General features: G+C 70.7%; 21 protein-coding genes and 3 pseudogenes. 13 read left to right on the top strand and 11 right to left on the bottom strand.

Annotated elements, in window-relative coordinates; genetic code table 11:
* Positions 1-16: 16 nt before the first annotated feature.
* From AB0G47_RS36570 to AB0G47_RS36580, 3 genes are all read right to left on the bottom strand, one after another.
* Positions 17-763: a PIG-L family deacetylase gene (locus AB0G47_RS36570; RefSeq protein ID WP_360779003.1), complete on the bottom strand. Its 747-nt coding sequence runs from the start codon at positions 761-763 to the stop codon at positions 17-19.
* Positions 764-803: 40 nt separating this feature from the next.
* A complete protein-coding gene (locus AB0G47_RS36575; protein ID WP_360779007.1) occupies positions 804-2,111 on the bottom strand; it encodes an alpha/beta fold hydrolase in 1,308 nt (435 codons plus the stop codon).
* A 93-nt stretch (positions 2,112-2,204) separates the two neighbouring features.
* Positions 2,205-3,245, bottom strand: coding sequence for a LacI family DNA-binding transcriptional regulator (locus AB0G47_RS36580; protein ID WP_360779010.1), 1,041 nt, complete (start codon positions 3,243-3,245; stop codon positions 2,205-2,207).
* Positions 3,246-3,308: 63 nt separating this feature from the next.
* Here AB0G47_RS36580 and AB0G47_RS36585 point away from each other — a divergent pair.
* The 5 genes and pseudogenes from AB0G47_RS36585 to AB0G47_RS36605 form a co-directional block, all read left to right on the top strand.
* Positions 3,309-3,544: pseudogene (locus AB0G47_RS36585) on the top strand (rhamnulokinase); the annotation flags it as partial.
* Positions 3,545-3,671: 127 nt separating this feature from the next.
* Positions 3,672-4,433, top strand: coding sequence for a (Fe-S)-binding protein (locus AB0G47_RS36590; RefSeq protein ID WP_360779013.1), 762 nt, complete (start codon positions 3,672-3,674; stop codon positions 4,431-4,433).
* The gene (locus AB0G47_RS36595) at positions 4,430-5,923 is read left to right on the top strand and encodes a LutB/LldF family L-lactate oxidation iron-sulfur protein (RefSeq protein ID WP_360779016.1); all 1,494 of its coding nucleotides are present in this window, start codon (positions 4,430-4,432) and stop codon (positions 5,921-5,923) included. Before AB0G47_RS36590 ends, AB0G47_RS36595 begins: the two co-directional genes overlap by 4 nt.
* Positions 5,920-6,624, top strand: coding sequence for a lactate utilization protein C (locus tag AB0G47_RS36600; RefSeq protein WP_360779019.1), 705 nt, complete (start codon positions 5,920-5,922; stop codon positions 6,622-6,624). Before AB0G47_RS36595 ends, AB0G47_RS36600 begins: the two co-directional genes overlap by 4 nt.
* Before the next feature lie 22 nt (positions 6,625-6,646).
* Positions 6,647-7,810 carry a betaine/proline/choline family ABC transporter ATP-binding protein gene (locus AB0G47_RS36605; RefSeq protein ID WP_360779022.1) on the top strand — a complete coding sequence of 388 codons (1,164 nt, stop codon included), beginning with the start codon at positions 6,647-6,649 and terminating at the stop codon, positions 7,808-7,810.
* A 224-nt stretch (positions 7,811-8,034) separates the two neighbouring features.
* Here AB0G47_RS36605 and AB0G47_RS36610 read toward each other — a convergent pair whose 3' ends face one another.
* From AB0G47_RS36610 to AB0G47_RS36625, 4 genes are all read right to left on the bottom strand, one after another.
* Entirely contained in the window at positions 8,035-8,982 is a 948-nt protein-coding gene (locus AB0G47_RS36610; protein ID WP_360779176.1) for an ABC transporter substrate-binding protein, read from the bottom strand.
* 23 nt (positions 8,983-9,005) lie between these two features.
* On the bottom strand, positions 9,006-9,689 hold the full coding sequence (locus tag AB0G47_RS36615) for an ABC transporter permease (RefSeq protein WP_360779024.1): 684 nt from the start codon (positions 9,687-9,689) through the stop codon (positions 9,006-9,008).
* The gene (locus AB0G47_RS36620) at positions 9,686-10,366 is read right to left on the bottom strand and encodes an ABC transporter permease (protein ID WP_360779027.1); all 681 of its coding nucleotides are present in this window, start codon (positions 10,364-10,366) and stop codon (positions 9,686-9,688) included. The genes AB0G47_RS36615 and AB0G47_RS36620 overlap by 4 nt, the downstream gene beginning before the upstream one ends.
* 84 nt (positions 10,367-10,450) lie before the next feature.
* Positions 10,451-11,353: a lytic polysaccharide monooxygenase gene (locus AB0G47_RS36625; RefSeq protein WP_360779030.1), complete on the bottom strand. Its 903-nt coding sequence runs from the start codon at positions 11,351-11,353 to the stop codon at positions 10,451-10,453.
* Between the two features lie 356 nt (positions 11,354-11,709).
* Here AB0G47_RS36625 and AB0G47_RS36630 point away from each other — a divergent pair, with 356 nt between their 5' ends.
* The 3 genes from AB0G47_RS36630 (at position 11,710) to AB0G47_RS36640 (ending at position 14,597) form a co-directional block, all read left to right on the top strand.
* Positions 11,710-12,156: an NUDIX domain-containing protein gene (locus AB0G47_RS36630; RefSeq protein ID WP_360779033.1), complete on the top strand. Its 447-nt coding sequence runs from the start codon at positions 11,710-11,712 to the stop codon at positions 12,154-12,156.
* Positions 12,153-14,045, top strand: a complete 1,893-nt coding sequence (locus tag AB0G47_RS36635) for an ABC transporter ATP-binding protein (protein WP_360779036.1) — start codon at positions 12,153-12,155, stop codon at positions 14,043-14,045. The genes AB0G47_RS36630 and AB0G47_RS36635 overlap by 4 nt, the downstream gene beginning before the upstream one ends.
* 105 nt (positions 14,046-14,150) lie before the next feature.
* Positions 14,151-14,597, top strand: a complete 447-nt coding sequence (locus tag AB0G47_RS36640; RefSeq protein WP_266872860.1) for an SPW repeat protein — start codon at positions 14,151-14,153, stop codon at positions 14,595-14,597.
* A 60-nt stretch (positions 14,598-14,657) separates the two neighbouring features.
* Here AB0G47_RS36640 and AB0G47_RS36645 read toward each other — a convergent pair.
* Positions 14,658-14,896: pseudogene (locus tag AB0G47_RS36645) on the bottom strand (beta-glucosidase); the annotation flags it as partial.
* A gap of 164 nt (positions 14,897-15,060) precedes the next feature.
* Between AB0G47_RS36645 and AB0G47_RS36650 the strand changes: the two are divergent.
* From AB0G47_RS36650 to AB0G47_RS36660, 3 genes are all read left to right on the top strand, one after another.
* Positions 15,061-16,353 (top strand): ROK family transcriptional regulator, encoded by a 1,293-nt coding sequence (locus AB0G47_RS36650; RefSeq protein ID WP_360779039.1) that lies wholly within the window; start codon positions 15,061-15,063, stop codon positions 16,351-16,353.
* A gap of 186 nt (positions 16,354-16,539) precedes the next feature.
* A complete protein-coding gene (locus AB0G47_RS36655) occupies positions 16,540-16,818 on the top strand; it encodes a hypothetical protein (RefSeq protein WP_360779041.1) in 279 nt (92 codons plus the stop codon).
* Positions 16,819-16,832: 14 nt separating this feature from the next.
* Positions 16,833-17,513 (top strand): YoaK family protein, encoded by a 681-nt coding sequence (locus AB0G47_RS36660; RefSeq protein WP_360779043.1) that lies wholly within the window; start codon positions 16,833-16,835, stop codon positions 17,511-17,513.
* On the opposite strand, the gene AB0G47_RS36665 is transcribed toward AB0G47_RS36660, so the two are convergent.
* Entirely contained in the window at positions 17,510-17,980 is a 471-nt protein-coding gene (locus tag AB0G47_RS36665; protein WP_360779046.1) for an SRPBCC domain-containing protein, read from the bottom strand. The two genes, AB0G47_RS36660 and AB0G47_RS36665, sit on opposite strands and share 4 nt — an antisense overlap.
* Before the next feature lie 473 nt (positions 17,981-18,453).
* Here AB0G47_RS36665 and AB0G47_RS36670 point away from each other — a divergent pair, with 473 nt between their 5' ends.
* Positions 18,454-19,386 carry an endopeptidase gene (locus AB0G47_RS36670; protein WP_360779049.1) on the top strand — a complete coding sequence of 311 codons (933 nt, stop codon included), beginning with the start codon at positions 18,454-18,456 and terminating at the stop codon, positions 19,384-19,386.
* A 10-nt stretch (positions 19,387-19,396) separates the two neighbouring features.
* Entirely contained in the window at positions 19,397-19,699 is a 303-nt protein-coding gene (locus AB0G47_RS36675) for a carboxypeptidase-like regulatory domain-containing protein (protein ID WP_360779051.1), read from the top strand.
* A gap of 32 nt (positions 19,700-19,731) precedes the next feature.
* On the opposite strand, the gene pulA is transcribed toward AB0G47_RS36675, so the two are convergent.
* A complete protein-coding gene (pulA, locus tag AB0G47_RS36680) occupies positions 19,732-22,440 on the bottom strand; it encodes a pullulanase-type alpha-1,6-glucosidase (RefSeq protein ID WP_360779054.1) in 2,709 nt (902 codons plus the stop codon).
* Positions 22,441-22,554: 114 nt separating this feature from the next.
* Positions 22,555-23,952 (bottom strand): annotated as a pseudogene (locus tag AB0G47_RS36685) (alpha-amylase family protein); the annotation flags it as partial.
* Between the last annotated feature and the right edge of the window lie 322 nt (positions 23,953-24,274).

The raw sequence follows: 24,274 nt of genomic DNA on the forward strand, positions 1-24,274 counted from the left end.
GCGTACCGGCGGGGGCTCAGCGGCTGAAGACCTCGAAGGACACGGCGAGCTTTCCGCCGAAGCGCGCAGCCGTCCGCTGCGCGTTGCCGGTGAGGAATTCGCGGCAGTACTTCTCGGGGTCCTCCTGCGTCAACACCTCGATGTAGGTGCGGTGTTCGAGGAGGGAAAGCACTGAGCGCTCGAGTCCCGCCGTCGCGTCCGCCGCGTGCGTGGGTGACGAGGAACCGGCGACGGCGACCCAGCGCACACCGTTCCAGGGTTCGAGGCCGTCCTCCTCGATCAGCTCGGGGAAGATCCAGCGGTTGCCCGCGTCCGACGCCGCGTCGAGGGTGGCGCGGCCGACGGCGACGTGGTCGGGGGTGTTCCAGGCGACGCCGCCCCAGGTGTCGCGGTGGTTGAGCGTGATGACGAGCTCGGGCCGGTGCCTGCGGATCGCGGCGGCGATGTCGCGGCGCAGCGCGGTCCCGTACTCGATCACTCCGTCCTTGTGGTCGAGGAACTCCACGGTCGACACGCCGACCACGGCAGCGCTCGCCCGCTGCTCCCGCTCGCGCAGCGGCCCGCAGGTGGCGGGGTCGAGCGTGTCGATGCCGGCCTCGCCGCGGCTGGCGAGGAGGTAGGCGACCTCGCGCCCGCCGTCGGTCCATCCGGCGATCGCCGCAGAGCAGCCGTACTCCAGGTCGTCGGGGTGGGCGACGACGGCGAGTGCGCGCTGCCAGTCTTCGGGCATGGGGGTGAGCTGGTCGTTCAACGGCTCTGTCATGGCCGCAGCCTAGCTCCGCGGGGCCACGGCCGAGGAGCCGTCAGGCCTCGCCGCGGGCCAGCGCGAGCAGCCGGTCGAGGACGCGCGGTGCGCCCACCCGGAGGCCATCGTGCTCGTACTCGTCGGTGACCCAGGTGCGCAGGCCGCGGATGGCGCGGGCGGTGCGCAGGGAGTGCTCGGTGTCGACGTACATGTCGTCGTGGTAGATCGCGGCGGCGGCCGGAACCTCGTTGGCGGCGAGGCGCGCCGTGTCGTTCAGAGGTGCCCAGTCGGTGCGTGCGGCAAGGAGGTCGGCGGTCTCGCGCAGCGGCTTCAGGGCCGGGTCGCAGTCGAACTGCCAGCGCTGGATGGCCTCTCCGGTGAAGAGCAGCGGAGCGTCACCGTTGAGCGCCTTGGCCGGGTCGAACTGCGGGAACTCACCGCGCACCCGCTGCGCGGACCAGTCGGCGGCCCGGCCGCCCTGGCCGTAGATCGTCTCGTGCATGAGCGCGAAGAGCGGATTGCTCCGGAGCGAGAGGGCAGCCTGCACGGCTTCCTGGAACGCGTCGGAGAGCGCGGGCCCGGACGGCGTCCGTACGAAGGCGTCTTCCACCAGGTAGTGCAGCCGGTGGCTGCCGTCGCCCGTGCCGAGGAGCATGCCGAGGGACTGGAACGCCTCGACGGTCAGGCGGTAGCCGCCGGTCAGCACCGGCTCGTGCTCCGCGACGTGGGCGGCGATGCGGCGGACGCGTTCGACGTCCTGCGGGTAGCGGGCGTAGTGCGCCGCGGTCTTGCGCTCCATGCGCGGATAGGCGGCGCGATAGACGTCGTCGGCGTGCCCGTCGAGCGTCGGCAGGCCACCGGTGATGATCGCGGTGTCCAGGCCTTCGGGGGCTGCCGAGAGGTAGTGGGTGGTGCAGAAGCCGCCGAAGCTCTGGCCGAGCACGGTCCAGGGGGCGCCGCCGGTGAGCTCGCGCCGGATCAGTTCGCAGTCGCGGACTATGGAGTCGGCGCGGAAGTGGGTGAGATAGTCCACCTGTTCGCGGGGGCCGCCGCGCAGCGGGAGCGTCTGGCGGTTGGCGGGTGTGGAGCTGCCCGTGCCGCGCTGGTCCAGGAGCAGCACCCGGTAGTCCCGCAGGGCACGGCCGAGCCAGGCCTCCTTGCCCACGAAGCGGTTGGCGCCGCATCCCGGACCGCCCTGCAGATACACCAGCCACGGCAGGTTCCCGCCCGCGTGGGCACCGGCCACGGCCTCCCGCGCATAGACCTCGATGCGCTCGCCCGCCGGGTCGTCGTGATCGAGCGGCAGAGAGAAGCGGTGGTCGGTGAGGACGACGCCGGGCTGGCGGTAGGGGGCGCTGGCGGTCAAGGGGGCTCCTGGGCGACGCGTGGAACGGGGGCTTCGTCACAGTTGAGCACACCCGCGCAGGGAGCGATCAAGGGGGCATCAAGGCTGATGTGGTCAGCGAGGCACCAGGCTGGAGCGCCGGACCACCAGCTCGGGCTGGAGCACCACGCGCCGGTGCTCGTGCCGCTGAGGGGCCTCCGACTCGGTCTCCTCCAGGAGGAGTTCCGCGGCCATGGTGCCCATCGTGACGGCGGGTCGGCGCACCGAGGTGAGCGGGACGACCGCCGCGGCCGCGAACTCGATGTCGTCGTAGCCGACGATGGCGATGTCCTCGGGGACGCGCACACCGGCGGCGTACATCGCCTGGAGCACTCCGAGGGCCAGCAGGTCGTTGGCACAGAACAGGGCCAGCAGGTCGTTGGCGCAGAACACGGAGGTCGGCCGCTCGGCGAGCCCGAGCAGGCGGGCGCCCGCGTCGCGTCCCGCCGACACGTCGAGGCGCTCGGTGGGCAGTTCCCGCAGCGCCGATGCCGGCAGGCCCGCCTCGGCGAGCGCCTGCAGCGCCCCCTCGCGGCGGTCCTTGACCTGGTTGAGCCCCACGGGACCGCTCACGTACGCGACGCTGCGGTGCCCGGTGTCCAGGAGATGGCGCACCGCGAGCGCCCCGCCCTGTACGTCGTCCACTGAGACGGAACACTCGGTGGCGCCATCGGCGACCCGGTCGACGAGGACGAAGGGGATGGCGTGCCGACGGAACGCTTCTATGTTCCGTCCCGTGGCGTCCGCCGGGGTCAGCAGGACGCCACGCACCCGCTGTTCGGCGAAGAGCGCCAGATATTCGGCCTCTTCGGAGGGGCTCTGTCCGCTGTTGCACATCATCACGCGGAGCCCGGCGTCGCGCGCGGCCCGCTCGGCACCGCGCGCGACGTCCACGAAGAAGGGGTTGCCCATGTCGAGCACGAGCAGCGCCATGATGCGGCTCTGGCCCGCGCGCAACTGCGGCGCGGACTCGCTGCGGACGAAGCCGAGCCGGTCGATGACGGACTGCACCCGGTGGCGGGTCTCTTCGGAGACCATGTCAGGGCGGTTGATCACGTTCGACACGGTGCCCACCGACACCCCGGCATGGTTCGCCACGTCCTTGATGCCGACCATGCGTCCCCTTGTTCCCTTGCTCGTGCGGCGCCTTGTGCACCGCCTCGTGCACCGCCGCGTGCGATCCCCTCAGAAATTGCAGCAAAGGTCACGCCCGACGCCCTCACCCTCACCCTCACAGAAGCCCACCGCTTCCCCAACCGCCCCATCCGCACGGCCGACACCCTCCAGGCATAGACGGCTGGGCGGTCGACTACGGACTCCTGGACGCGGACGGCGCCCTCCTGGGCAACCCGGTGCACTACCGGGACACCCGCACCGAGTCCGCGCCGGACAAGGTGCGGGCGACCATGCCCGCCGGGGCGACCGCCGGACCCGGTCGGCGTGGGCCGAAGCGTCTCAACGCATCGCCGCACACCGACTCCCGTAACGCCGGCGCAGCGCATACCCTGCATCCATCCGATGATCGACGAGGAGGAACCCGCGATGCGTGTCGCTCTGTTCCTGACGTGTGTCAACGACACGCTGTATCCGGATACGGGCCGCGCGGTGGTGAAACTGCTGACCAGGCTCGGCGTCGAGGTCGATTTTCCGATGGGGCAGACCTGCTGCGGGCAGGCGCACTACAACACCGGCTATCGCCACCAGGCAGAGCCGCTCGCCCGGCATTTCTCCGATGTTTTCGGGGAGGGCGGGTACGACGCGATCGTGACGCCGTCCGGCTCGTGCGGAGCGATGGTCCGCGAGCTGTACCCGCGTATGGGAGACCGGGCTCGGGCCGAGGGGCGGGGCGAGGGGCTGGCGACGGCGCTTGCGCCCGTGGTCCCCAAGACGTACGAGCTGACCGAGTTCCTGGTGGACGTGCTCGGCGTGACGGACGTCGGGGCGTACTACCCGCACACGGTGACGTACCACCCGACCTGTCACGGTCTGCGCTCCCTCGGTCTCGGGGAGCGACCCGCCCGACTGCTCAGGTCGGTCAAGGGACTTGAGCTGCGCGAGCTGCCCGGCGCCGAGGAGTGCTGTGGATTCGGCGGCACCTTCGCGATGAAGAACTCCGATGTCTCGGCGGCGATGGGCAAGGACAAGGTCCGCAACGCCGAGTCGACGGGTGCCGATGTGCTGTGCGCGGCCGACAACTCCTGTCTGATGCACATCGGCGGGACGGCAGCCCGCCTCAGGAGCGGCGTACGTCCGGTACACATCGCGGAGATCCTGGCGAGCACGGAAGAGGAGCCTCTGGCATGAGCGGCACATTCGTAGGCATGCCCGCCTTCCCCGAGGCCGCCCGTGAGGCCGTCGGGAACAAGACCCTGCGCGCCAATCTGCGGCACGCCACGCACACCATCCGGGACAAGCGGACCAAGGCCGTCGCCGAGCTCGACGACTGGGCACAGCTGCGCGAGGCCGGCAGGCGCATCAAGGACGAGACGCTCCGTCATCTCGACCGGTATCTGCTCCAGTTGGAGGAGTCGGTCACGGCCGCGGGCGGCACCGTGCACTGGGCGGCGGACGCCGACGAGGCCAACCGCATCGTCACCCGCCTTGTGAAGGCCACGGGCGAGTCCGAAGTGGTCAAGGTCAAGTCGATGGCCACGCAGGAGATCGGCCTCAACGAAGCCCTGGAGGCCGAGGGCATCAGCGCCTACGAGACCGACCTCGCCGAGCTCATCGTGCAGCTCGGCAAGGACCGCCCCTCGCACATCCTGGTCCCCGCCATCCACCGCAACCGCGGCGAGATCCGCGACATCTTCGCGCGCGAGATGAGCGAATGGGGCCGCCCCGCGCCGGACGGTCTCACCGATACGCCCGCCGAGCTCGCCGAGGCGGCACGGCTCCATCTGCGCGAGAAGTTCCTGCGGGCCAAGGTCGGCGTCTCCGGGGCGAACTTCATGGTGGCCGAGACGGGCACGCTGGTCGTGGTCGAGTCGGAGGGCAACGGCCGGATGTGTCTCACCCTTCCCGAGACGCTGATCTCGGTCGTCGGCATCGAGAAGGTCGTGCCGACGTGGCGGGACCTCGAGGTATTCCTCCAGACGCTGCCCCGCTCCTCCACGGCCGAGCGCATGAACCCGTACACCTCGATGTGGACTGGTACGACGGACGCGGAGACGGCCGACGGGCCGCGCGACTTCCATCTCGTGCTGCTCGACAACGGCCGCACCGACACCCTCGCCGACGAGGTGGGCCGGCAGGCGCTGCGCTGCATCCGCTGTTCGGCCTGCCTCAATGTCTGCCCCGTCTATGAACGGGCCGGTGGCCACGCGTACGGCTCGGTCTACCCGGGCCCCATCGGCGCGATCCTCAGCCCCCAACTCCGCGGTACCCAGAGCGAGATCGACGCCTCGCTCCCCTACGCGTCGTCGCTCTGCGGCGCCTGCTACGAGGTGTGTCCGGTCGCCATCGACATCCCCGAGGTCCTGGTCCATCTGCGGGAGCGGGTGGTCCAGGGCGGCGAAGTGACCAGGAACGGCACGAAGGTGACGCTGCGGCCGGCGCGCGGGCATGCCGCTGAGCGGGCGGCGATGCGCGCGGCAGGCTGGGCATTCGGCCGCCCGGGGGCGCTGCGCGCCGGCCAGCGGCTCGCCTCGCGCACCCGGCGCCTCCATCCGCGCACGCTCCCCGGCCCCGGTCGGGCGTGGAGCGCGACGCGGGACCTGCCGCAGGTGCCGGCGGAGCCGTTCCGGGACTGGTGGCAGCGGACCGAAGGCGGCCGGGCGCGGAGGAGCGGCAAGTGAGCAGCAGAGACCTGATCCTGGGCAGGGTGCGACGCGCCCTGGCCGACGTACGAGACGACGTACGAGCCGACGCGCGCGACAGCGTGCGGGGCGACGCGCGAGCCGACGGCGTGACGTACTCCGACGACGACGGCGGCGTCGGGCGCGGCTATCTGCGGGAGCACGGTGATCGCACCACGGAGCAGACCGTCGAGCTGCTCGCCGAGAACCTCGCGGACTACCGGGCGATCGTGCATCGCGCAGAGGCGGGGCAGCTGCCGGAACTGCTTGGGCGGCTGCTCGCCGAGCGGGGCTCGCGCAGCGTGCTCGTGCCGCCCGCGCTGCCGACCGGCTGGCTGCCCGCGGAAGGACCGGACCGCGTCGAGGACCTGGCCACGCACACCGCCCGGGAGCTTGACGAGGTCGACAGTGTCGTCACGGGCTGCGCGGTGGCCGTGGCCGAGACCGGCACGATCGTCCTGGACGGCGGCCCGGACCAGGGCCGCCGCCGGGTCACGCTCGTCCCCGATCACCACATCTGTGTCGTGCGGGTCCCGGATCAGGTCGTCGCCTCGGTCCCCCTGGCACTCGAACGGCTCGACCCGGCCCGGCCGCTCACGTGGATCTCGGGGCCGTCGGCGACCAGTGACATCGAACTGGACCGGGTGGAAGGCGTGCACGGCCCGCGCAGGCTCGAGGTGGTGCTGGTGAGCGGAGTGTGAGGGGCGCGGTTAGCGTGAGTGCATGATCCGGTTCGAGCAGGTGACCAAGCGCTACCCGGACGGCACGACGGCCGTGGACGAGCTCTCCTTCGAGGTCGCCCAGGGTGAACTGGTCACGCTCGTCGGCCCGTCCGGGTGCGGCAAGACGACCACGATGATGATGGTGAACCGGCTCATCGAGCCGACATCGGGCCGCATCTTCGTCAACGACGAGAACATCGCCGATGTCGACCCGGTCCGGCTTCGCCGTCGCATCGGCTATGTCATCCAGCAGGTGGGGCTCTTCCCGCACCGGACCGTCCTCGACAACACGGCGACCGTGCCGGCGCTGGTCGGCTGGAAGAAGGGGAAGGCCCGGGCGCGTGCGGCCGAGCTGCTCGACCTGGTGGGGCTCGATCCGAAGATGTACGGCTCCCGCTATCCCGAGCAGTTGTCGGGCGGCCAGCGTCAGCGCGTCGGGGTGGCACGGGCGCTGGCGGCCGATCCGCCGGTCCTCCTGATGGACGAGCCGTTCGGGGCGGTCGACCCGGTGGTGCGGGAGCAGTTGCAGGACGAGTTCCTGCGGATGCAGGCGGCCGTCCGCAAGACGGTGCTGCTTGTCACGCACGACATCGAGGAGGCGGTCAGGCTCGGGGACCGGATCGCGGTGTACGGGCAGGGGCGCATCGAGCAGTTCGATACGCCGGGAGCGGTGCTCGGCACTCCGGCCACGCCGTACGTCGCCGAGTTCGTGGGCGCCGACCGGGGCCTGAAGCGGCTCTCGGTCACCGAGATCCAGGCCGACGACCTGGAGCAGCCGTCGGTGACCCGTCTCGACGAGCCCGCCGCGCAGGCCGCGGCCCGGCTGCGCGAGCAGGACGAGCGCTGGGCCGTCGTCCTCGACGCGGACGGCGATCTGCACGGCTGGGTCGGGGTCGACGAGGTGGCCCTTGCCGGGGAGGGCGGCAAGGTCGGCGATCTGGCCCACCGGATGAAGGCGTGGGTCCCCGTCGGCGCGCCGCTCAAGCAGGCCTTCGGCGTGATGCTGCAGCACGACGCGGGCTGGGTGGCGGTCCTCGACGGGGCCCGCTTCCTCGGCGTACTGACCCCTGCGAAACTGCATGAGGCGCTGCGCCGCTCGGTGGACGCGGATGCGCAGGGCGTGCCGCGGGCTCAGGTGGATTTCGACTCCGTTGCCGACGCGTAGGCCTTGCCGGCCGGGGGTGCGGTGTCCGGGCGGGCCCGAGTCCTTTGCGCCTGCGGCGAGCGGAGATCTGTCAGCGCACAACCCCTAACGGGCAAAGGCAGTTCGGCACCGCCGAATTCCGCCGTCCGGCTTGATCGCCGTTGCGGCGGAGAGGGGGTGCCCGCCCAGGCGGGGAGAGGGAGTACTCGCCCAGGCGGGGAGGGCGAGTGCCCGCCCCGGCGGCGTCACAGCAAGCCCTTCTCCTCCAAATAAGCCCGTGCCACGTCCTCCGGAAGCCTGCGCCAGCTGTCGACCTGTTCGTTCAGGGATGCCAGGTCCGGCGTCGTCAGGACGGCGTTCAGGTGGCCGAGTGCGTTGGCGACGCCCTCGCTGCCCGCGCGGGAGCGGTTGACGACCGGGACGATGTAGTCGGCGTTCTGGAGTTTCTTGTCGTCCTTCAGCAGGACCAGGCCGAACTCGTCGAGGGTGGCGTCCGTCGATGTCGTCAGGACCATCTGGTCCTGGCCGCTCTGCACGGCCTTCTTGGCCTGTGTCGTGCCCACGCCCTTGGGGTCGACGGCGGTGATGTCGATGCCGTAGACCTTCCTCAACCCCGGTTCGCAGTACGGGCGTTGCACGCATTCGTCGCCCGCGGCGAGCCGCACCGGCAGGCCGGACTTGCCGAGGTCGGTCAGGGTCTTCAGCCGGTGCTGCCGGGCGTAGGACGCGGTGACCGCGAAGGCGTTCTGGTCGACGGCCTTGCCCGGGTCGAGGACGCCGAGACCGCGGGGTGTGGCGAGGCCGCGCAGGGCCCGCATGGTGGCGTCGAGGTCGGGCGAGCCGACGGGCTGCGCGTCGGCGCCGTTCTTCTTGGCGTTCAGCCAGTCGGCGAACGTCGCCGCGTACTCGGGGACGACATCGATCTGCCCTGATTCCAGGGCCGGTTCATAGAGCTCGCGGTTGGCCACGGAGAGGATCTCCGCACCGTATCCGGCCTTGTTCAGGAGCAGCGAGTACATCTGGGCCAGCAGATCGCTCTCCGTGAACCCCGCGGAGCCGACGACCAGGTCGCGGCTGTCGCCGGGCGGCGCTGTGACCTCGTCCTGGGTCTCCAGGGACGGCCCGGAGGCGCAGCCGGACAGGATGACGAGCGCGGTGGCGGCCACCAGGGTCGGTCCGGTGCGCCGTCTCATCCGGCTCTGTCCGGTGCGGCGTCTCATCCGGCCCGCCCCTTGCCGCCCCGCGCCCACGCCGGGCCAAGCCGCTCGCCGATCTCGAAGAGCGCCTCGACGAGCAGCGCGAACGCGGCGACCAGGACGGCGCCCGCGACGACCTGGGGCGTGCTCGCGAGGTTGAAGCCCGCCGTGATGATGCGGCCTAGTCCCCCGCCGCCCGCGAGCGCCGCGATGGTCGCCGTGGCGACGAGCTGTACGGCGGCGATCCGCACCCCGCTGAGCACCAGCGGCATCGCGAGCGGCAGTTCGACGCGCCACAGCATCTGCCGCCCCGTCATCCCCATGCCGCGCGCGGCCTGCACGATGCTGCGGTCGACGCCGCGCATGCCGACGTACGCGTTGGTGAGCAGCGGCGGCACGGCGAACAGCACGAGGGCGACGACGGTGGGCCCTTCGCCCCAGCGTCCGATGGGAGTCAGGAGCAGGAGGACGAGGACCGCGAAGGTGGGCACCGCTCGGCCGACGTTGGAGATGTTCACGGCGAGCGCGCCGCCCTTGCCGAGGTGGCCGAGGACGAGTGCGACGGGCAGCGCGATCAGACAGCTGATCAGCAGGCACACCACGGTGAGGACGAGGTGCTGGGTGAGGCGGTGCCAGATGCCGTCGTCGCCCGACCAGTGCGCCGCGTCGGTGAGCCACTGCCAGGCCTCGCCGAGGGTGTTCATGAGCGGACCGCCCTGGTCCAGGGGGTGAGGATCCGTTGTACGCCGAGCAGCAGCAGGTCGGCGGCGACGGCGATGACGACGCACAGGACGGAGGCGGTGAGGACCTGCGCCTTGAAGTAGGTGTTCATGCCGGCGTAGATGAGGTTGCCGAGCCCGCCGAAGCCGACGATCGCGCCGACCGTGACGAGGGAGACGGCGGAGACGGCGGCGATCCGCAGGCCGGCCATCGCGGCGGGCAGTGCGAGCGGCAGTTCGACGGTGAGCAGCAGCCGGATCGGGCCGTAGCCCATGCCTCGGGCGGCCTGGCGGGTGTCCTCGGGGACGCCGCGCAGACCGGCGAGAATGTTGCGGACGAGCAGCGTCAGCGAGTACAGGACGAGCCCGGCGACGACCAGGGTCGAGGACAGGCCGTACACGGGGAGCAGCAGCGAGAACATCGCGAGCGAGGGAATCGTGTAGAGGACCGTGGTGAGCGCGAGCACCGGACCCGCCGCGAGGGCCCAGCGGCGGGCGATGACGGCGAGCGGCACGGCCAGGACGAGCGCGATGAGGACGGAGAGCGCCGTCAGCTCCAGATGCTGGACGACCGCGTCGAGGATGATCTGGCGGCGGGTGCTCAGATACTCACCGCAGATCCACTCGTTGCGCGCGAGGCAGTCGTCCGGGGGCGCGGTCACCTGTCCATTGCAGCGGGCGGCGGCGGGGAACGGCGCGTTCTGGTCACCCGTACGGGCGGCGGCGCACCGGACCCCGGCGGCCCGTCAGGTCCTGCGGCGGCGGAAGAAGACGAAGCAGGCGGCGGTGAGGCCCGCCGCGGTCAGGCCCGCGAGGGCCGGTGGGACAGCGCTGTCGCCCTCCGTGGCGGCGGCGGTGTTCTCGGCGTTCAGCGCGACGGCGTCGTCCTTGGCGGGGTTCTGCTCGCCCGCGGTGTCGCCGCCGTGGCCGTGGTGGCTCACCGTGGACTTGGACTCCCCGGCGTCGAGCTGCTTCTCGGTGGGCGACTTCGGGGTCCCCGCAGTCCGCGCGCCCTGGCCGAAGACGACGTCGGAGCAGCTGTAGAACGCCTCGGGGCTGTCATTGCGCTGCCAGACCTTGTAGAGCAGGTGGCGGCCCGACTTGTTCGGCAGGGTGCCGGAGAACTCGTAGTAGCCGGTCGTCGAGGTCTTGGCCGTGGCGGTCGTCGCCACCGGGGTGGATTCCAGGTCGGACCACTTCAGCGGTTTCGTCGGGTCATAGCTGTCTTTGGTGATGTACACGGTCATGGTGCCGGGATGGGCAGCAGTTACACGGAACCGGAAGTCAAAAGCACCTGGGGTCACCTGCGTGGCGGGCCAGTCGGTGCGGGGCCAGTCGAGCGCCTTGTACTTCTCGCGGTTCGCCGAGCACAGCTTGCCGTCCGGGATGAGCTGCTGGTGCTGGCCGTTGGCGTTGGCGATGTTCACCTCGTTCCAGTCGTACAGCGGCTGGGTGCCGCTCGCCGCGATGAGGTCCTTGCACACCTGGGACTTGGGGGTCTCGGGGCCTTCCGCGTAGCAGGCCGCGACCCGGCTGACGGGGTTGAACACCGCGCCGTGCGCACTGGCCTGACCCGGCGTGATCGAGACGAGCAGCGCGGACGCCGCGCCGAGCGCACCTAAGGAGGCGGCCTTGTGTCGAGCGGACATGGTGGGACTCCATCCATTCAGGGCAGGACACGGTGCCCCGGGGGGCATGTGAGAGGAGAGTGGCATTGGCCTAGACCAAGCGGCAAGAGGTCTGCACCAATAACCTGCGGACGGCACCCCTCCCCTGCCTCGCGCGGGCCCACCCCAGGCCGGGCATCGGCAATCCCCGAATCGGGTGGTCCGATCCGCCAGAGTGAATCGAACGCAAGATCACGGCCCGGTGGCCCGGCATCCCGGCCCTCGGCGCCCGGCCTCGAACTTCAGCCCGAGACATCGCTCCCACGTCACCGTTACGCACCACCGCTCGACCCCGTTTCCCGAGCGTCTGTCCGTACCGATGCCGCCAGGGAGCCCCTTTGGAACTGCACGCCAACATCGTCGGTGTTCACCTTGTGTTCGAGCGGGCGGGCAGGGTATTGCTCGGACTGCGCTCCCCCGACTCCGCCTACGCCCCCGCCACCTGGCACCTTCCGGCCGGTCATCTCGAAAGCGAATCGGCCACGGCGTGTGCCGTGCGCGAGGCGGGCGAGGAGCTCGGCGTCACCATCCACGAGCAGGACCTCCGGCTCGTCCACATCGTCCACCACCGGGACGGCGGCGACGGCAGGGCCCGGATGCAGCTCCTCTTCCACGTCCTCGACTACGCCGGCACTCCCGCCATCCGCGAACCTGATCGCTGCACCGCCCTGGAGTGGTGGCCCTACGCGGCCCTCCCCTCCCCGCTCGTCGACTACACCGCCGTCGCGCTCACGGGCATCGCCGCGGGCCGTACGTACACGGAGATGGGATGGGCGGCCGCATGACAAGCCAGAACACCGGCCCCGCTGCCACCACGTCCCCGCTGCCCCCTCCCCCGCCCGCGGAGATCAAGTTCGAGGGGAACCCCGGAAAGAACCCCCTGGGCGAGGCCTCCTTCCGGGACATGTGCTCCCGTCTGCCTTCGGTCCTCGCGCACACGACCCGGATGGCGTGGCAGGCCGACCGCCCTGCCGTGCTGCTGCTCATCGGCTGCCAATTGTTCGTCGGCGCCGGCGCGGCCGTGCAACTCGCCTTCACCGCCACGGCCATGCAGCCCCTCCTGGGCGGTGGCCCCGCCGCCGACCGGCTGCGCTCGGCGCTGCCCGCCCTGCTCGTGATCGCGCTCGCGGCCGCCGTCACGCGCGTCGCGACCGCGCTCTCCTCGTACGCGGACGGCCGGATCACCCCGCGGCTCACCACCGGCGCCGACAGCGCCCTCGTCGAGGCGGTGTGCCGCGCCGAGGCCGCCGCGTACGCGGAACCGGGGTTCGCCGACCGGCAGGAGGCGGCCGAGATGGGCGTGACCCGCAGCCGGATGATGGTGCAGGACGCGACGCGCTTCACGGCCGCCCTGGTGCGCATGGTCACCGCGAGCGGCGTGCTCTCCGTGCTGCATCCGCTGATGTTCCCGCTGCTCGTCCTCGCCGTCGTGCCCGCCGGAGCGGGGGCCGTCCTCTCGGCGCGCGTCACCTACGAGACGCACTACGCCAACGTCGGCGACCGCAACGTACGCCAGATGATGCGGTGGTGGTCGACCACCCCGAAGTTCAGCGACGAGGTGCGGGCCAACGGCATGACCGGGTACCTGGTCCACTGGTACCGCGCCCTGTCCGCCCGGATCGACCGGCGCACCCTGGCCGCCGCGCCCCGGATGCTGCGCATCGTGCTCGCCAGTTCCGCACTGGGCGGGACCTTCCTCGTCGGCGCCTGGGCGGCGCTGGCCTGGCTCGCCGTCACGGGACGTGTGGACCTGGCCGTCGCGGCCACGGCGGTCGTCGCCGTGCAGACGTCCCTCGCCGCGCTCTCCCAGCTGGTGATCCACGGCGCGGCGATGTTCCACACCGGTCTGTACCTCGCCGACATGCGCTCGTTCCTCGACTTCGCCCGCGAACTCGCCCCCGAGCGCGGCCGGTCGAAGGCTCCCGAGCAGGTCGCGGAGATCCGTGTCGACGAGGCGGTCTACCAGTACCCCGGCAAGGAGAAGCCGGCCGTCGACCATGTCTCGCTCACCCTGCGCCGCGGCGAGATCGTGGCCGTCGTCGGCGAGAACGGCTCGGGCAAGTCCACCCTCACGCGTCTGATCACCGGCATCTTCCTCGCCGACAAGGGCCGGGTGACCTGGGACGGAGTCGATCTCGCGACGGCGGACCCGGACTCCGTATGGGCCCGCACCGGTCTGGTCGCGCAGAACTTCGCCCAATGGCCGCTGCGGGCCCGCGAGAACGTGACGCTCGGCCAGCCCCGCAGCCTCGACGACGGTCCTGTCTGGGACGCCGTCGACGCGGTCGGCATGCGCACCGCGATCGAGCAACTGCCGCACGGCCTCGACACCCTGCTGGCCCGTGAGCTCTGGGGCGGCTGCGAGCTCTCCGGTGGCCAGTGGCAGCGGCTTGCCTGCTCCCGCGCCCTCTACCGGCGGCCGCCCGTGCTGATCCTGGACGAGCCGACGTCGCAGATGGACGTCCGCGGTGAGCGGGCCGTGCTCGACGCGCTCAGGGCGAGCGCCCCGGACCAGATCACCATCGTCGTCACCCACCAGCTGGAGAACACCAGGGTGGCGGACCGGATCGTGGTGATGCGGCACGGCCGGATCACGGAGCAGGGCCACTACGACGACCTGGCCCACGGAGGGGGCCTCTTCGCGGAGCTGCTCGCCCTTTCGAAGGACCGCTGAGGGCCAGCACTACACATAAAGAAAAAATAAGCGCAGAATGGATATGCGCGACAACTATGCCGCGATAGCTCTTCAGGCCTGCTCGAATCAGAGGAGACGAGTCTCATGGCCGACGTCTCACACAGGGGCGACATCACCCATCACCCCGATGTATCCGAGATGCGGGATCGCTACGCCCGCGTGCTCGGCGGTCACGATGTGGCACTCGTGGACGGGCCTGTGTTCCTCACGGGCCTCTTCTGCGCCATATCCCCGTGGACGATCCACTTCGCCGCCAACCAGCCCACCCTCGCGACGCACAACCTGATCATGGGCATCGCGATAGCAGTGCTGGCGGTCGGGTTCACCGTCACCCCGGCCAGGATGTACAGCCTGAGCTGGGCCATGTGCGCCATGGGCGTATGGATGATCGTCTCTCCGTGGGTGGTGGGCGACAGCCCCGACACGGGCGTCATCCTCACCAACGTCATCATCGGCGGTCTCACCTTCGTCCTTGGCCTCGCCTGCACGGGCGCGGCGGCGAAGGAGGGCCGGCAGCCAAGCACACCCTGACGGAGGTCGAGGACTGAACGAAGGCGGCGGCTCCCGGTCGAACACGGCCGGGAGCCGCCGCTCGCCGTAGGCCGAGCCGTTCTCGGTGACGTACAGCTTGCGCGCCCCGTACTCGTGGGTGAGGCGCAGCAGGAGGGTCTCGATGCCCTGCGCGTCGATCTCCCAGTCGCCAAGCCCCCTGCCCGCTCCGGGAGTTCGACCCCGTACGCCTCACGCGTGTAGGCGGGGAAACCGAGGCCGTGCACCGGGTCGAGCCACCAGCGGTTGGTGTGGCCGTCGACGCGCCGGGCGGCCGCGATGTGGCGGCGCCGGCGGCGGGCGCTCGGAATCTGCTCATGCCTCCGGGTGTCCCCTCCGGTGACCTCATGCCTTAATTTAGGATGTGAGTTAAACCGGCGGGGACGATAGCGTCAAGAGGTCGCACAGGACCAAGTGCGAGGCAGAGCAGGCCGGAAGGAACCACATGGCAGGGCAGCGCAACGGGCGTACGGTGCACGACCTGCGGCGGGAGAACCGCGCCGCCGTGCTGCGGCGGCTGTACTTCGACGGGCCGATGAGCCGCTTCACGCTCGGGCCGGCCACGGGGCTGAGTTCAGGTTCCATCAGCAATGTCGTGGCCGAGCTGGTGGCGGAGGGCCTCGTGGAGGAGGCGGGCAGCGTGGAGTCCGACGGCGGCCGGCCCCGCACCCTGCTGCGTGTCGCACCGGACCGCGGGCGGCTGATCGGTGTGGACGTCGGCGAGACCCGGGTCCGCGTCGAGCTCTTCGACCTGTCGCTTTCCGAACTCGCCCGCTCTGAGCGGCCGTTGACCCTGAAGGGCCACGACGTGGAAGGCGTCGCGGGACTCATCAGGGACGGGATCACCGAGGTCATCGGCGTGGCGGGCGGCTCGGACGACGCCGTCATCGGCGTCGGGATCGGCGTACCGGGAATCGTCGCCCGCGACCCCGAACTCGGCGCGGTGGTACACGGGCAGACCATCGGCTGGGACGCGGTCCCGCTGGAGTCACTGCTCCGCGAGACGGGTCAACTCCCCGATTCTGTCCCGTACTTCATCGACAACGGCGCCAAGACGCTGGGCCAGGCGGAGATGTGGTTCGGCGCCGGGCGCGGCACGCGCAACGCGGTGGTGGTCCTCTTCGGCTCCGGTGTGGGCGCGTGCGTGGTGACCGAGGACGCGAAGCAGGGCCGCGCCGTCGAGTGGGGACACCTCACGGTGCGGGTCCGTGGCAGACGGTGCCGGTGCGGGGCGCTGGGCTGTCTTGAGGCGTACGCGGGGGCGGAGGCGCTGCTCGAACGGTGGCAGGAGGCGGGCGGGCGGCCGCCCCGGGGCGCCGACGAGGAGGGCACGCTCACCGCCATGCTCGGCGCCGCCTACCCGGACGGCGACCGCGCGGCCGACCCGACCGCCCTGGCTGTCCTCGAGGAGACCGCCGAGTATTTGGGAGCGGGCCTGTCCGACCTGATCAACCTCTTCCAGCCCGAGCGCATCCTGGTCGGCGGCTGGGCCGGACTCCAGCTCGGCCAGCGCTTCCTCACGGCGGTCGAGCGCCACATCCCCACCTACGCCCTCGCCTACCCCGCGGACCGGGTCACCATCGGCCTGGGCCGCCTCGGACCCGACGCGGTGACCGTCGGGGCGGCGACGCTCCCGCTGGCCGACTTCTTCGCCCGGGGCGGCCGCCGCGCGGCGCCGACCCCCGAGGCGGCGGCACCGGCCTGGCAGACGGCGCTGGAGGGGCGAACGCCCAAGTGACAGGGCTTTCGGTGCCCTTGGGACCGGCCGCCCATTCGGGTCGTTCTCGGCGTGACCGGGCGCGCGGATGCCGCCGCCGTCCGGCGTTTCGGGTAACGGTGGCCTGGCCCCGATCACCTTGACGGTGGCCTCGCTCCGGTCACTTGACGGTGGCCCGGCCCCGACCACTTCGACAGGAGGACCGCAGTGCGACCTCACCGCGCCCTCGCCTCGACCCTCGCCGCTCCGGCCCTCACCGGCGTTGCCCTCACCGCTCCCGACGCCGCCCGTGCGGCCGCCCCCGACGACACGGGCTACGCGGCCGGGCCGAGCGGCTGCCTGGTCAAGGGAACCGCCGAAACCTCCACCATGAACACGACGCACGGCAAGGTCCCCCTCGGAAAGGCCGGCTGGGAGCGGCGTGCGGGCAGGCTCGGGCAGACGATCGTGCCTGCGGGCAGGCTCGGGCAGGCGATCGAGCCCTGACGCACCGTCAAAGCATGACCTCGTTGCTCGACCGCGCCGCCGCCCGGCTCTTCCCCGACGACCCCGAGCACCACGGCGTGCTGCCCCCGCTGCTCGTCGTGCTGACCTTCGTCACCGGCCTTGTGGACGCCGTCAGTTATCTGGGCCTCGACCACGTCTTCGTCGCCAACATGACCGGGAACGTGGTCTTCCTCGGGTTCGCGCTCGCGGGCTACGCCCAGTTGTCCGCCACCGCGTCGCTCCTCGCGGGCGGCGCGTTCGTGGCGGGCGCGTGGGCGGGAGGGCGGCTCGCGCCGCGGGTCGCGGACCGGGTGCGGCTGTTCGCGGTGCTCGTCGCGGCGCACGCCGTGCTGGTGGCGGCGGCCCTGGTGACCGGCGTCGCCGTCGACGTCGATCACGTACTGATCGCGCTCCTTGCCCTGGGGATGGGCCTGCAGAACGCGGTCGTGCACCGCATCGCCGTCCCGGATCTGACCACCACGGTCCTCACCCGCACCCTGACCGCCCTCGCCTCCGACCGTCCCGGCCCGGCGACCCTGCGCAGATCCCTCTCCGTCGCCGCGATGTTCGCCGGCGCCCTGACGGGCGGCCTGCTGCAACTCGACCACGGCACACCGGCAGCGCTCGCGCCCGCCCTCGCCCTGCTCACCGTCGTCGCACTGGTGGCGGCCCTTGCCCCGCGTACCCGCCGCTAGGAAGCCTCGTTCTCCTCGACGAGCCGGGCGAGGTTGGCCAGGGCCATGCGGGTGCCCGTCTCGTTGTCGGCCGCGGGGATCACATCGGGGATGCCTTCGTGCACGATCACCACGTCGGTGCCGCCGTCCGCGGCGTCGGTGAGCGTCGTCGTCATCGTCATGGTGCCGCGCAGTGCCGGATCCTCGGCCTCGAACGCGAGGACCTCGACCACCCGCTCGTCCGGGACGAGTTCGGCGAAGTGGCCGTGGTACGTGTCGGTGCGCGAGGCCGACTTGCCGGCGCCGTCCGGCGCGTCGTAGGTGAGCGACACGAGGAACTCGCCTCCTTCACGGGCGTCGAAGGTGTGCACCTTGCTCGTCATGCCGCTCGGCACCCGCCATCGGGCGATGGCGTCCGCGTCGACGAGCGCCCGGTAGACGGCCGGGCGGGAGGCGTTCACGTGATGGGAGATCCGCGTCGCGTACATGCGCAGCAACGTAGCAAGCAAGGTCGGCGTGATTCGGGCATCGCGCCCCGTTCTCTCCCGCTGCGCGCGGGGCGTGAGTGCCGGGGTGAGGGGCGAGGGGGCGGCGGAGGCCGGGCAGGCGCCAATTGTTCGCAGGACCCGGCCGGTCTTGTGGGAGTGCGGTGGCCTCGGGGGCGCGGACCCGGCCGCTCGCGGTGAGGTACGGGAGCGAGCCGAAGTCCTGTGTGCCGTACGGGACATGAGAGGCCATCAGCCAGCGGTCTCGGCCCGCCCTTCACCGGCCCGGCCGCCTCCCCGCCCGGTCGGCGCAAAAGGCTCATTGCGGCACTTGTCAGGCGGCAGTAGAAGGGGCATTGACCCAAAACGTTGCGGCCGCGGCGTCCTGAAAGGCATCACATCGCAGCTCTGAACATCACAGCTCTGAACATCACAGCTCGTACAACGCAGCTCTGAGAGAAGCCGGGTGATCCAGAATGGCGCAAGATCCACACACCGCAGTGACGAACGAGCCGGACGACGGTGCGGTAACACTGGCCCCTGAGCAGGAAGCGGTCCTGCAGCCGCCGTCCGAGGGCACGCAGGGCGAGACACAGCACCCGACGGGCGAGGGGCTCGAGCACATCGAGGGCTACCGCCGGCCGGAACACTTCGCGCCCGAGGCCTGGACGGCCCCGACCGCCACGCTGCCCGACATCGGGGAGGCGTCGTTCGGTCCGCCGCCGCTGGCCCCGGAGACGGTGCACGGACCCGATGACCGCGTACAGATCAACAACACCAGCGTCTACCCGTGGCGCGTCCACTGCTACCTGCTGATCACCGCCCGCGACAACGCGCTCTACCAGGGAACCGGCTGGCTGCTCGGACCGCACACCCTGGCCACGGCCGGGCACGTGGTCTACATCAAGGGCAGTGGAGTGGCGGGCCGCGACGGCTGGGTGAAGAGCATTCAGGTCATGCCTGGCCGCAACGGTGCGGCGCTGCCGTACGGCAGCATCACCTGCACGAGCTTCCGGTCGGTGCTCGGCTGGACGCAGAACGGCGACGAGAACTTCGACTACGGCGCCATCATCACGCCCTCCAACATCGGCTCCACCACGGGCTGGTTCGGCTTCGGCGTATGGTCGGACTCGGATCTGCTCAAGACCACCGGCAACATCGCCGGCTATCCGGGCGACAAGCCGTCCGGGACCATGTGGTACGCGGCACGCGGGATCGACTCGGTCGCCCCGCGCAAGGTGTACTACGACATCGACACCGCCGGCGGACAGAGCGGCAGCTCCGTCTACCGCATCGACAGCAACGGCCGCTATGGCTTCGCGATACACGCCTACGGCGGCTCCCGCGTGAACTCGGGCACCCGGTTCACCACCCCCGTCTTCAACAACTACGTGGCATGGAAGGCATGAGCGAATCCCTATGAGCGGCAGCGGTTCGGCAGTACAGATCACCGGCGTCGTCCGCGACGCCTCGGGCGCGCCGGTGGCGGGGGCCCATGTCCTGTTCACCAGCGGGCCACGGCCGCTGCCGGACATCGCTGCCCTGACGGACACCGAGGGACGCTTCTTCCTCACGGCGCCCAGCGCGGGCGCGTACACGCTCACGTGCCGGGCGGACCCGATCATGGGCCCGCCCGGCACCGCCGAGGCCACCGTCCGGGTCGGCGCGGCCACCGGGGGCGCTGTCAACGAGCCGGTACGGGTCGAGCTGACGATCGGCTAGAGGCCGTGCCGCGCGCTACTCAGCCTCCTGATTCAGTCCCGCTCGAAGACGGCGACCGTCCGTGCGGGGACGCTGAAGGTTCCTGAACTCGGTTCGTACGACGATGACTTGACCACCGGGTCGGCGCCCTTCGCCTGGATCGGGTGCAGGGCGTACGAGGTGTCCTTGTGCGCTGCGACTTGCTGGGACTGCGCCTCCGGAGTGGCGTTGAAGACGATCACCAGGTCGCCGAGCTCCATGGTGATGACGCCGGGCGTCTCGGCGGAGGTCCCGGAGAGCGGGAAGGAGAGCCGGGCCTTGACCTGGTCGGCGGTCGCCAGGGAGAACGCGGGCTCGGTCGCGCGCAGCTTCACCAGGTCCTGGTAAGCGGCCGACGCCCCGTTGATCTCCGCGCACCCCGGGGTCAGTGCGCCGGACGTCAACAGGGGCTTTCCGTAAGGCCACTTGTCCTTGTTGTCGGCGGCCGGGGGAAGGCCGCGTCCGAAGCCGTTGCCGTCCTGGCAGTTCCAGTGGATGGCGTTGAACCAGTCCCCGCTGTCGTAGGAGTTCCGGTCGAGGGACTTGGAGCGCAGCAGGTCGCTTCCGGCCTGGGAGAGAGAAGGGCCTTGGGAGAGGGTCGCGGTGGCCATCGCGAGCACTTGCATACGGGAGCGCTCGGCCGCCGTCGTGTCCGCCGGAAGCTTGAAGGCGAGCGCGTCGTACAGCGATTCGTTGTCGTGGGCGTCGGCGTAGGAGAGGGCGTCGCCGGGGGCGGCCGCGTATCCGGCCGGGGCTCCGTTGTAGTCGACCTCCGAGCCCTTCACTCGGCGGCCGGCGGAGTCGGTGAACGTGTACCCGGCCAGGTTGCCGGTGAGGGCCACCTTGAGAAGGTCCTGGTAGTGCAGGAGGCGGGCCTTCTGTTCGGCCGGAGTTCCGTTGGCCTTCGAGGAGTTGGGGTCGGTGTAGAGGCCACTCGCGAAGCCCTGGACGCCCGGGTCCTCGTCGAAGGGGCCGCCGCCGCGCACCGCGTCACGGCCCCGGTCGGAGAAGGTGGCGATGCCCGTGCCCGCCATGTTCTTCTGGGTGGCCTGCACGAAGCGGGCGTCGTCGGCGATCTCGCCGAAGTTCCAGCCCTCCCCGTAGAGGACGATCTTCTTTCCGTCGACGCCGTCCTTCTCCAGGGTCAGCGCGTCGAGAGCCTTGCGGACGGCCAGGATGTTGGCCTTGGGGTGGTGACCCATCAGGTCGAAGCGGAAGCCGTCGACCTTGTACTCCTTGGCCCAGGTGACCATCGAGTCGACGACGAGCTTGCCCATCATGGCGTTCTCGGGCGCGGTGTTGGCGCAGCAGGTGGAGGTCGCGACGGTCCCGTCGGCGAGCAGCCGCTGGTAGTAGCCGGGCACGATCTTGTCGAGTACGGACTTGTCGGCCTGGCCGGAGGCGACCGTGTGGTTGTAGACGACGTCCATCACGGTGCGCAGGCCGGAGCCGTTCAGACCCTGGACCATCCGCCGGAACTCGACCGTGCGCCGGGTGCCGTCCGGGTCGCTGGCGTAGCTGCCTTCCGGCACGGTGTAGTGCAGCGGGTCGTAGCCCCAGTTGTAGGCATCCTTGGCAGCGGTCTTGGTGATGCACTCCTGCTGCTCGTCGGAGTCCGGGGCGAGTGCCGTCAAGTCGCAGTCGGGGGTGGCCTGTTCGGCGGCGCGCTCCGGGATGGTGCCGATGTCGAAGGCGGGCAGGAGGTGCACGTACGACGTGCCCGCGCCGGCCAGCTTCCGCAGGTGCTGCATGCCGTCGGACGCGGTGTCCGTGAACGCCAGGTACTTGCCCGGATGCTTGGCCGTGCGGTCCTCCACGGAGAAGTCCCTGATGTGCAGCTCCTGGATCTGCGCGTCCCGCAGCGGCGTCGCCTTCGGCTTCCTCAGCCGATCCCATCCCGCGGGGGCGAGCTTGGGGTCGTCGAGGTCGACGGCGATACTGCGCTCCGAGTTGGCGGTGAGCGCGGTGGAGTAGGGGTCGGTCACCTTGTTCGTGACGACCTTCTGGACGCTGGGCGCCCACACCTTCACCACGTACCGGTACTCCTTGCCCGACCAGCTCTCGGCGCCGGTGGCGGACCACACCCCGCTCGCGTCGTCGCGCCGCATCGGCACGCTCTTGCCGTCGAGTTCGAGGACGACGGACTGGGCGGTGGGGGCCCACACGGCGAGGGTGGTACGGCCGTGGCGGAACTGCGGACCGAGCGTGGCCTTGGTCGCGGCCGCGCTGTAGAGGTCGTCGAGGACACCCTGGGTCTGTACGCCGGTGGCGGCGAGGAGGGTGCCGTCGGCGGCGCTGCGGGTGGCGACGAGTTGGCCGGTGAGGGCGCGACGGACACGGTCGCGGTCGCGCGGGTCGACGGTGAACGCCGCGTAGTCCTTCAGGTGCGGGTACTTCTTCTTCTGGGCGTCGGTGAGGCCGCCTTCGGCCGGGGTCAGGCGTATGCGCTGCCGTTGGCCGTCCAGTTCGCCGTTCTTCACCGTGAGCCGCCCGTCGCGCGAGTACGCCAACTCCTGGGTGGCGGCCTCTCCTTGGACGTCCCAGGCGAGGGTGTTCCGGTCGATCCACTGGGCCTTGGACTTGGCCAGGTCGAGCGCGGCTGCCGCGTCGGCGGCGGCGACCGACACCCGGGGAACTGCGGCCACCGAGGAGGTGAGGGGCGCGACCGCGGCGAGCAGGGCGAGAGCCGTGGCGACGACGGTGCGGCGCGGGGAGCCGGTCAAGGGTGCTTCTCCTTTGTGCGGAACATGCGGAAAGTGCGGCCGCCCGGCGGCGGGGAGGAGCCGGGCGGCCCGATTTATGGGGGGGACGGTGCGGGTGCCGCGTGACGGCACTCAGCAGCTCTTGGCCCCGGTGTGCAGGGCGAGCGCGGTGTTCGCCGCCACGGTGGCCGTAAATCGGCCGGAGGCATCCACCGTGACGCTCCTGCCGCTCTGGACGTCGCAGTAGCCGCCCGCGGCGAGGGACGTCTGGAAGGTCTGGCTGACCGATGAGCCCTCGTGGTTGATGACCACGTACGCCTTGTCGCCGCGGCCGAACGCGACGGCGTCGTTGCCGTTGTCCCACCAGTTGGTCATTCCTGTTCCGCTCGCGGTGTTGCGGAACTTGACCATGCTGCGGATCTCGGGCCAGGCGTGCTGGCACTTCCAGCCGTCGCTGTAACAGGCGTTCACCTGGCCGCCGTTCGGGGAGCCCGCGTCATTGCTGCTGAACTCGTAGCCGGAGTGCACGTCCGGACTGCCGTAGGGCAGGGCCAGCATGAAGACATGGGCGAGGGTGTAGTTCGCGCCGTCCTTGTAGCTGAGGGTCTGGCCGTGGCGCTCGGTGTCGTGGTTGGCGACGAAGACCGCGGAGGAGCCGCTGGGCATATAGCCCCAGCCCTCGCCGAAGTTCTTCAGGTAGGCGAGCTTCTCGTTGGTGAACACCCGCTTGAGGTCCCAGCCGTAGCGGAACTCCTGGGCGTCGCCGGTGGCGGTGTACTCGCTCGGCGAGACCGCCTCGCCCGCGCCGTAGATCGTCTCCTGCTTCCAGTAGACGCCGGGGTTGCTCAGCCGGGACTTGATGTTCTTCAGGTCGTCGACCGGGATGTGCTTGGCGGCGTCGACCCGGAAGCCGTCGACGCCCAGGGACAGCAGGTCGTTGAGGTAGCCGGCGATCCGTCCCCGGACGTACTCCTCACCGGTGTCGAGGTCGGCGAGTCCGCCCAGTTCGCAGTTCTGGACGTTCCAGCGGTCCTGGTAATTGCCGATGTCCGACTGGCAGTTGTCCATGTCGAAGACCGAGTACGTGCCCGGGTAGTCGTACTTGGTGAAGGCGGATCCCGCCGAGCCGGTGCCGGAGGCGTTCGTCATGTGGTTGATCACCGCGTCGGCGACGACCTTGACCCCCGCGGAGTGGCAGGTGCCGACCATGTTCTTGAACGCGGCCCGGTCGCCGAGCCGGGTGCCGATCCGGTAGCTGACCGGCTGGTACGCGGCCCACCAGGCGTCGCCTTGGATGCGCTCCTGGGGCGGCGAGACCTGCACATAGCCGTAGCCGTCCGGGCCGAGGCGATCCGTGCACTCCTTGGCCACCGAGGCGAACTTCCACTCGAAGAGGACCGCGGTGACGTCCTTGCCGCCGGGCGGGGCGGCCTGCGCCGGCGACGAACCGCCGACGACACCGAAGGCGGCTCCCGCCACCAGGGCGAGCACGCCGGCCATCGGTCTGCGGGATCTGGTCTTCCGGACAGCCATGAAGGGCCTCCTGCAGCGGTGAGGGATGACCTTGTCCGGCAACGCGCCGTGCCCGTAAGGCCGTTGAAGGATGTTGCAGAAATATTTCAACGCCGTTTTCGGTCGAGACCGTACGACTCCCATCGACCCCGGTCAACCCTCTGGACACACTCTCGCCCCGGGCCCGGCATCTCTGGGGGTCCACGGGTTTTTCATGGGCCGCAAGACCTTACGCAAGTGATTGCGACGGTGTTACGTTCAACCACATCCCCGGTCCGAGCAGTCGGGGGACCCGGACAACGGGCCCCACGCGCCCGGCTGTTCGGACCGGGGCCCTACTTCG

Origin of the sequence: Streptomyces sp. NPDC021622 (assembly GCF_040640795.1) — a bacterium.
Lineage (GTDB): Bacteria > Actinomycetota > Actinomycetes > Streptomycetales > Streptomycetaceae > Streptomyces.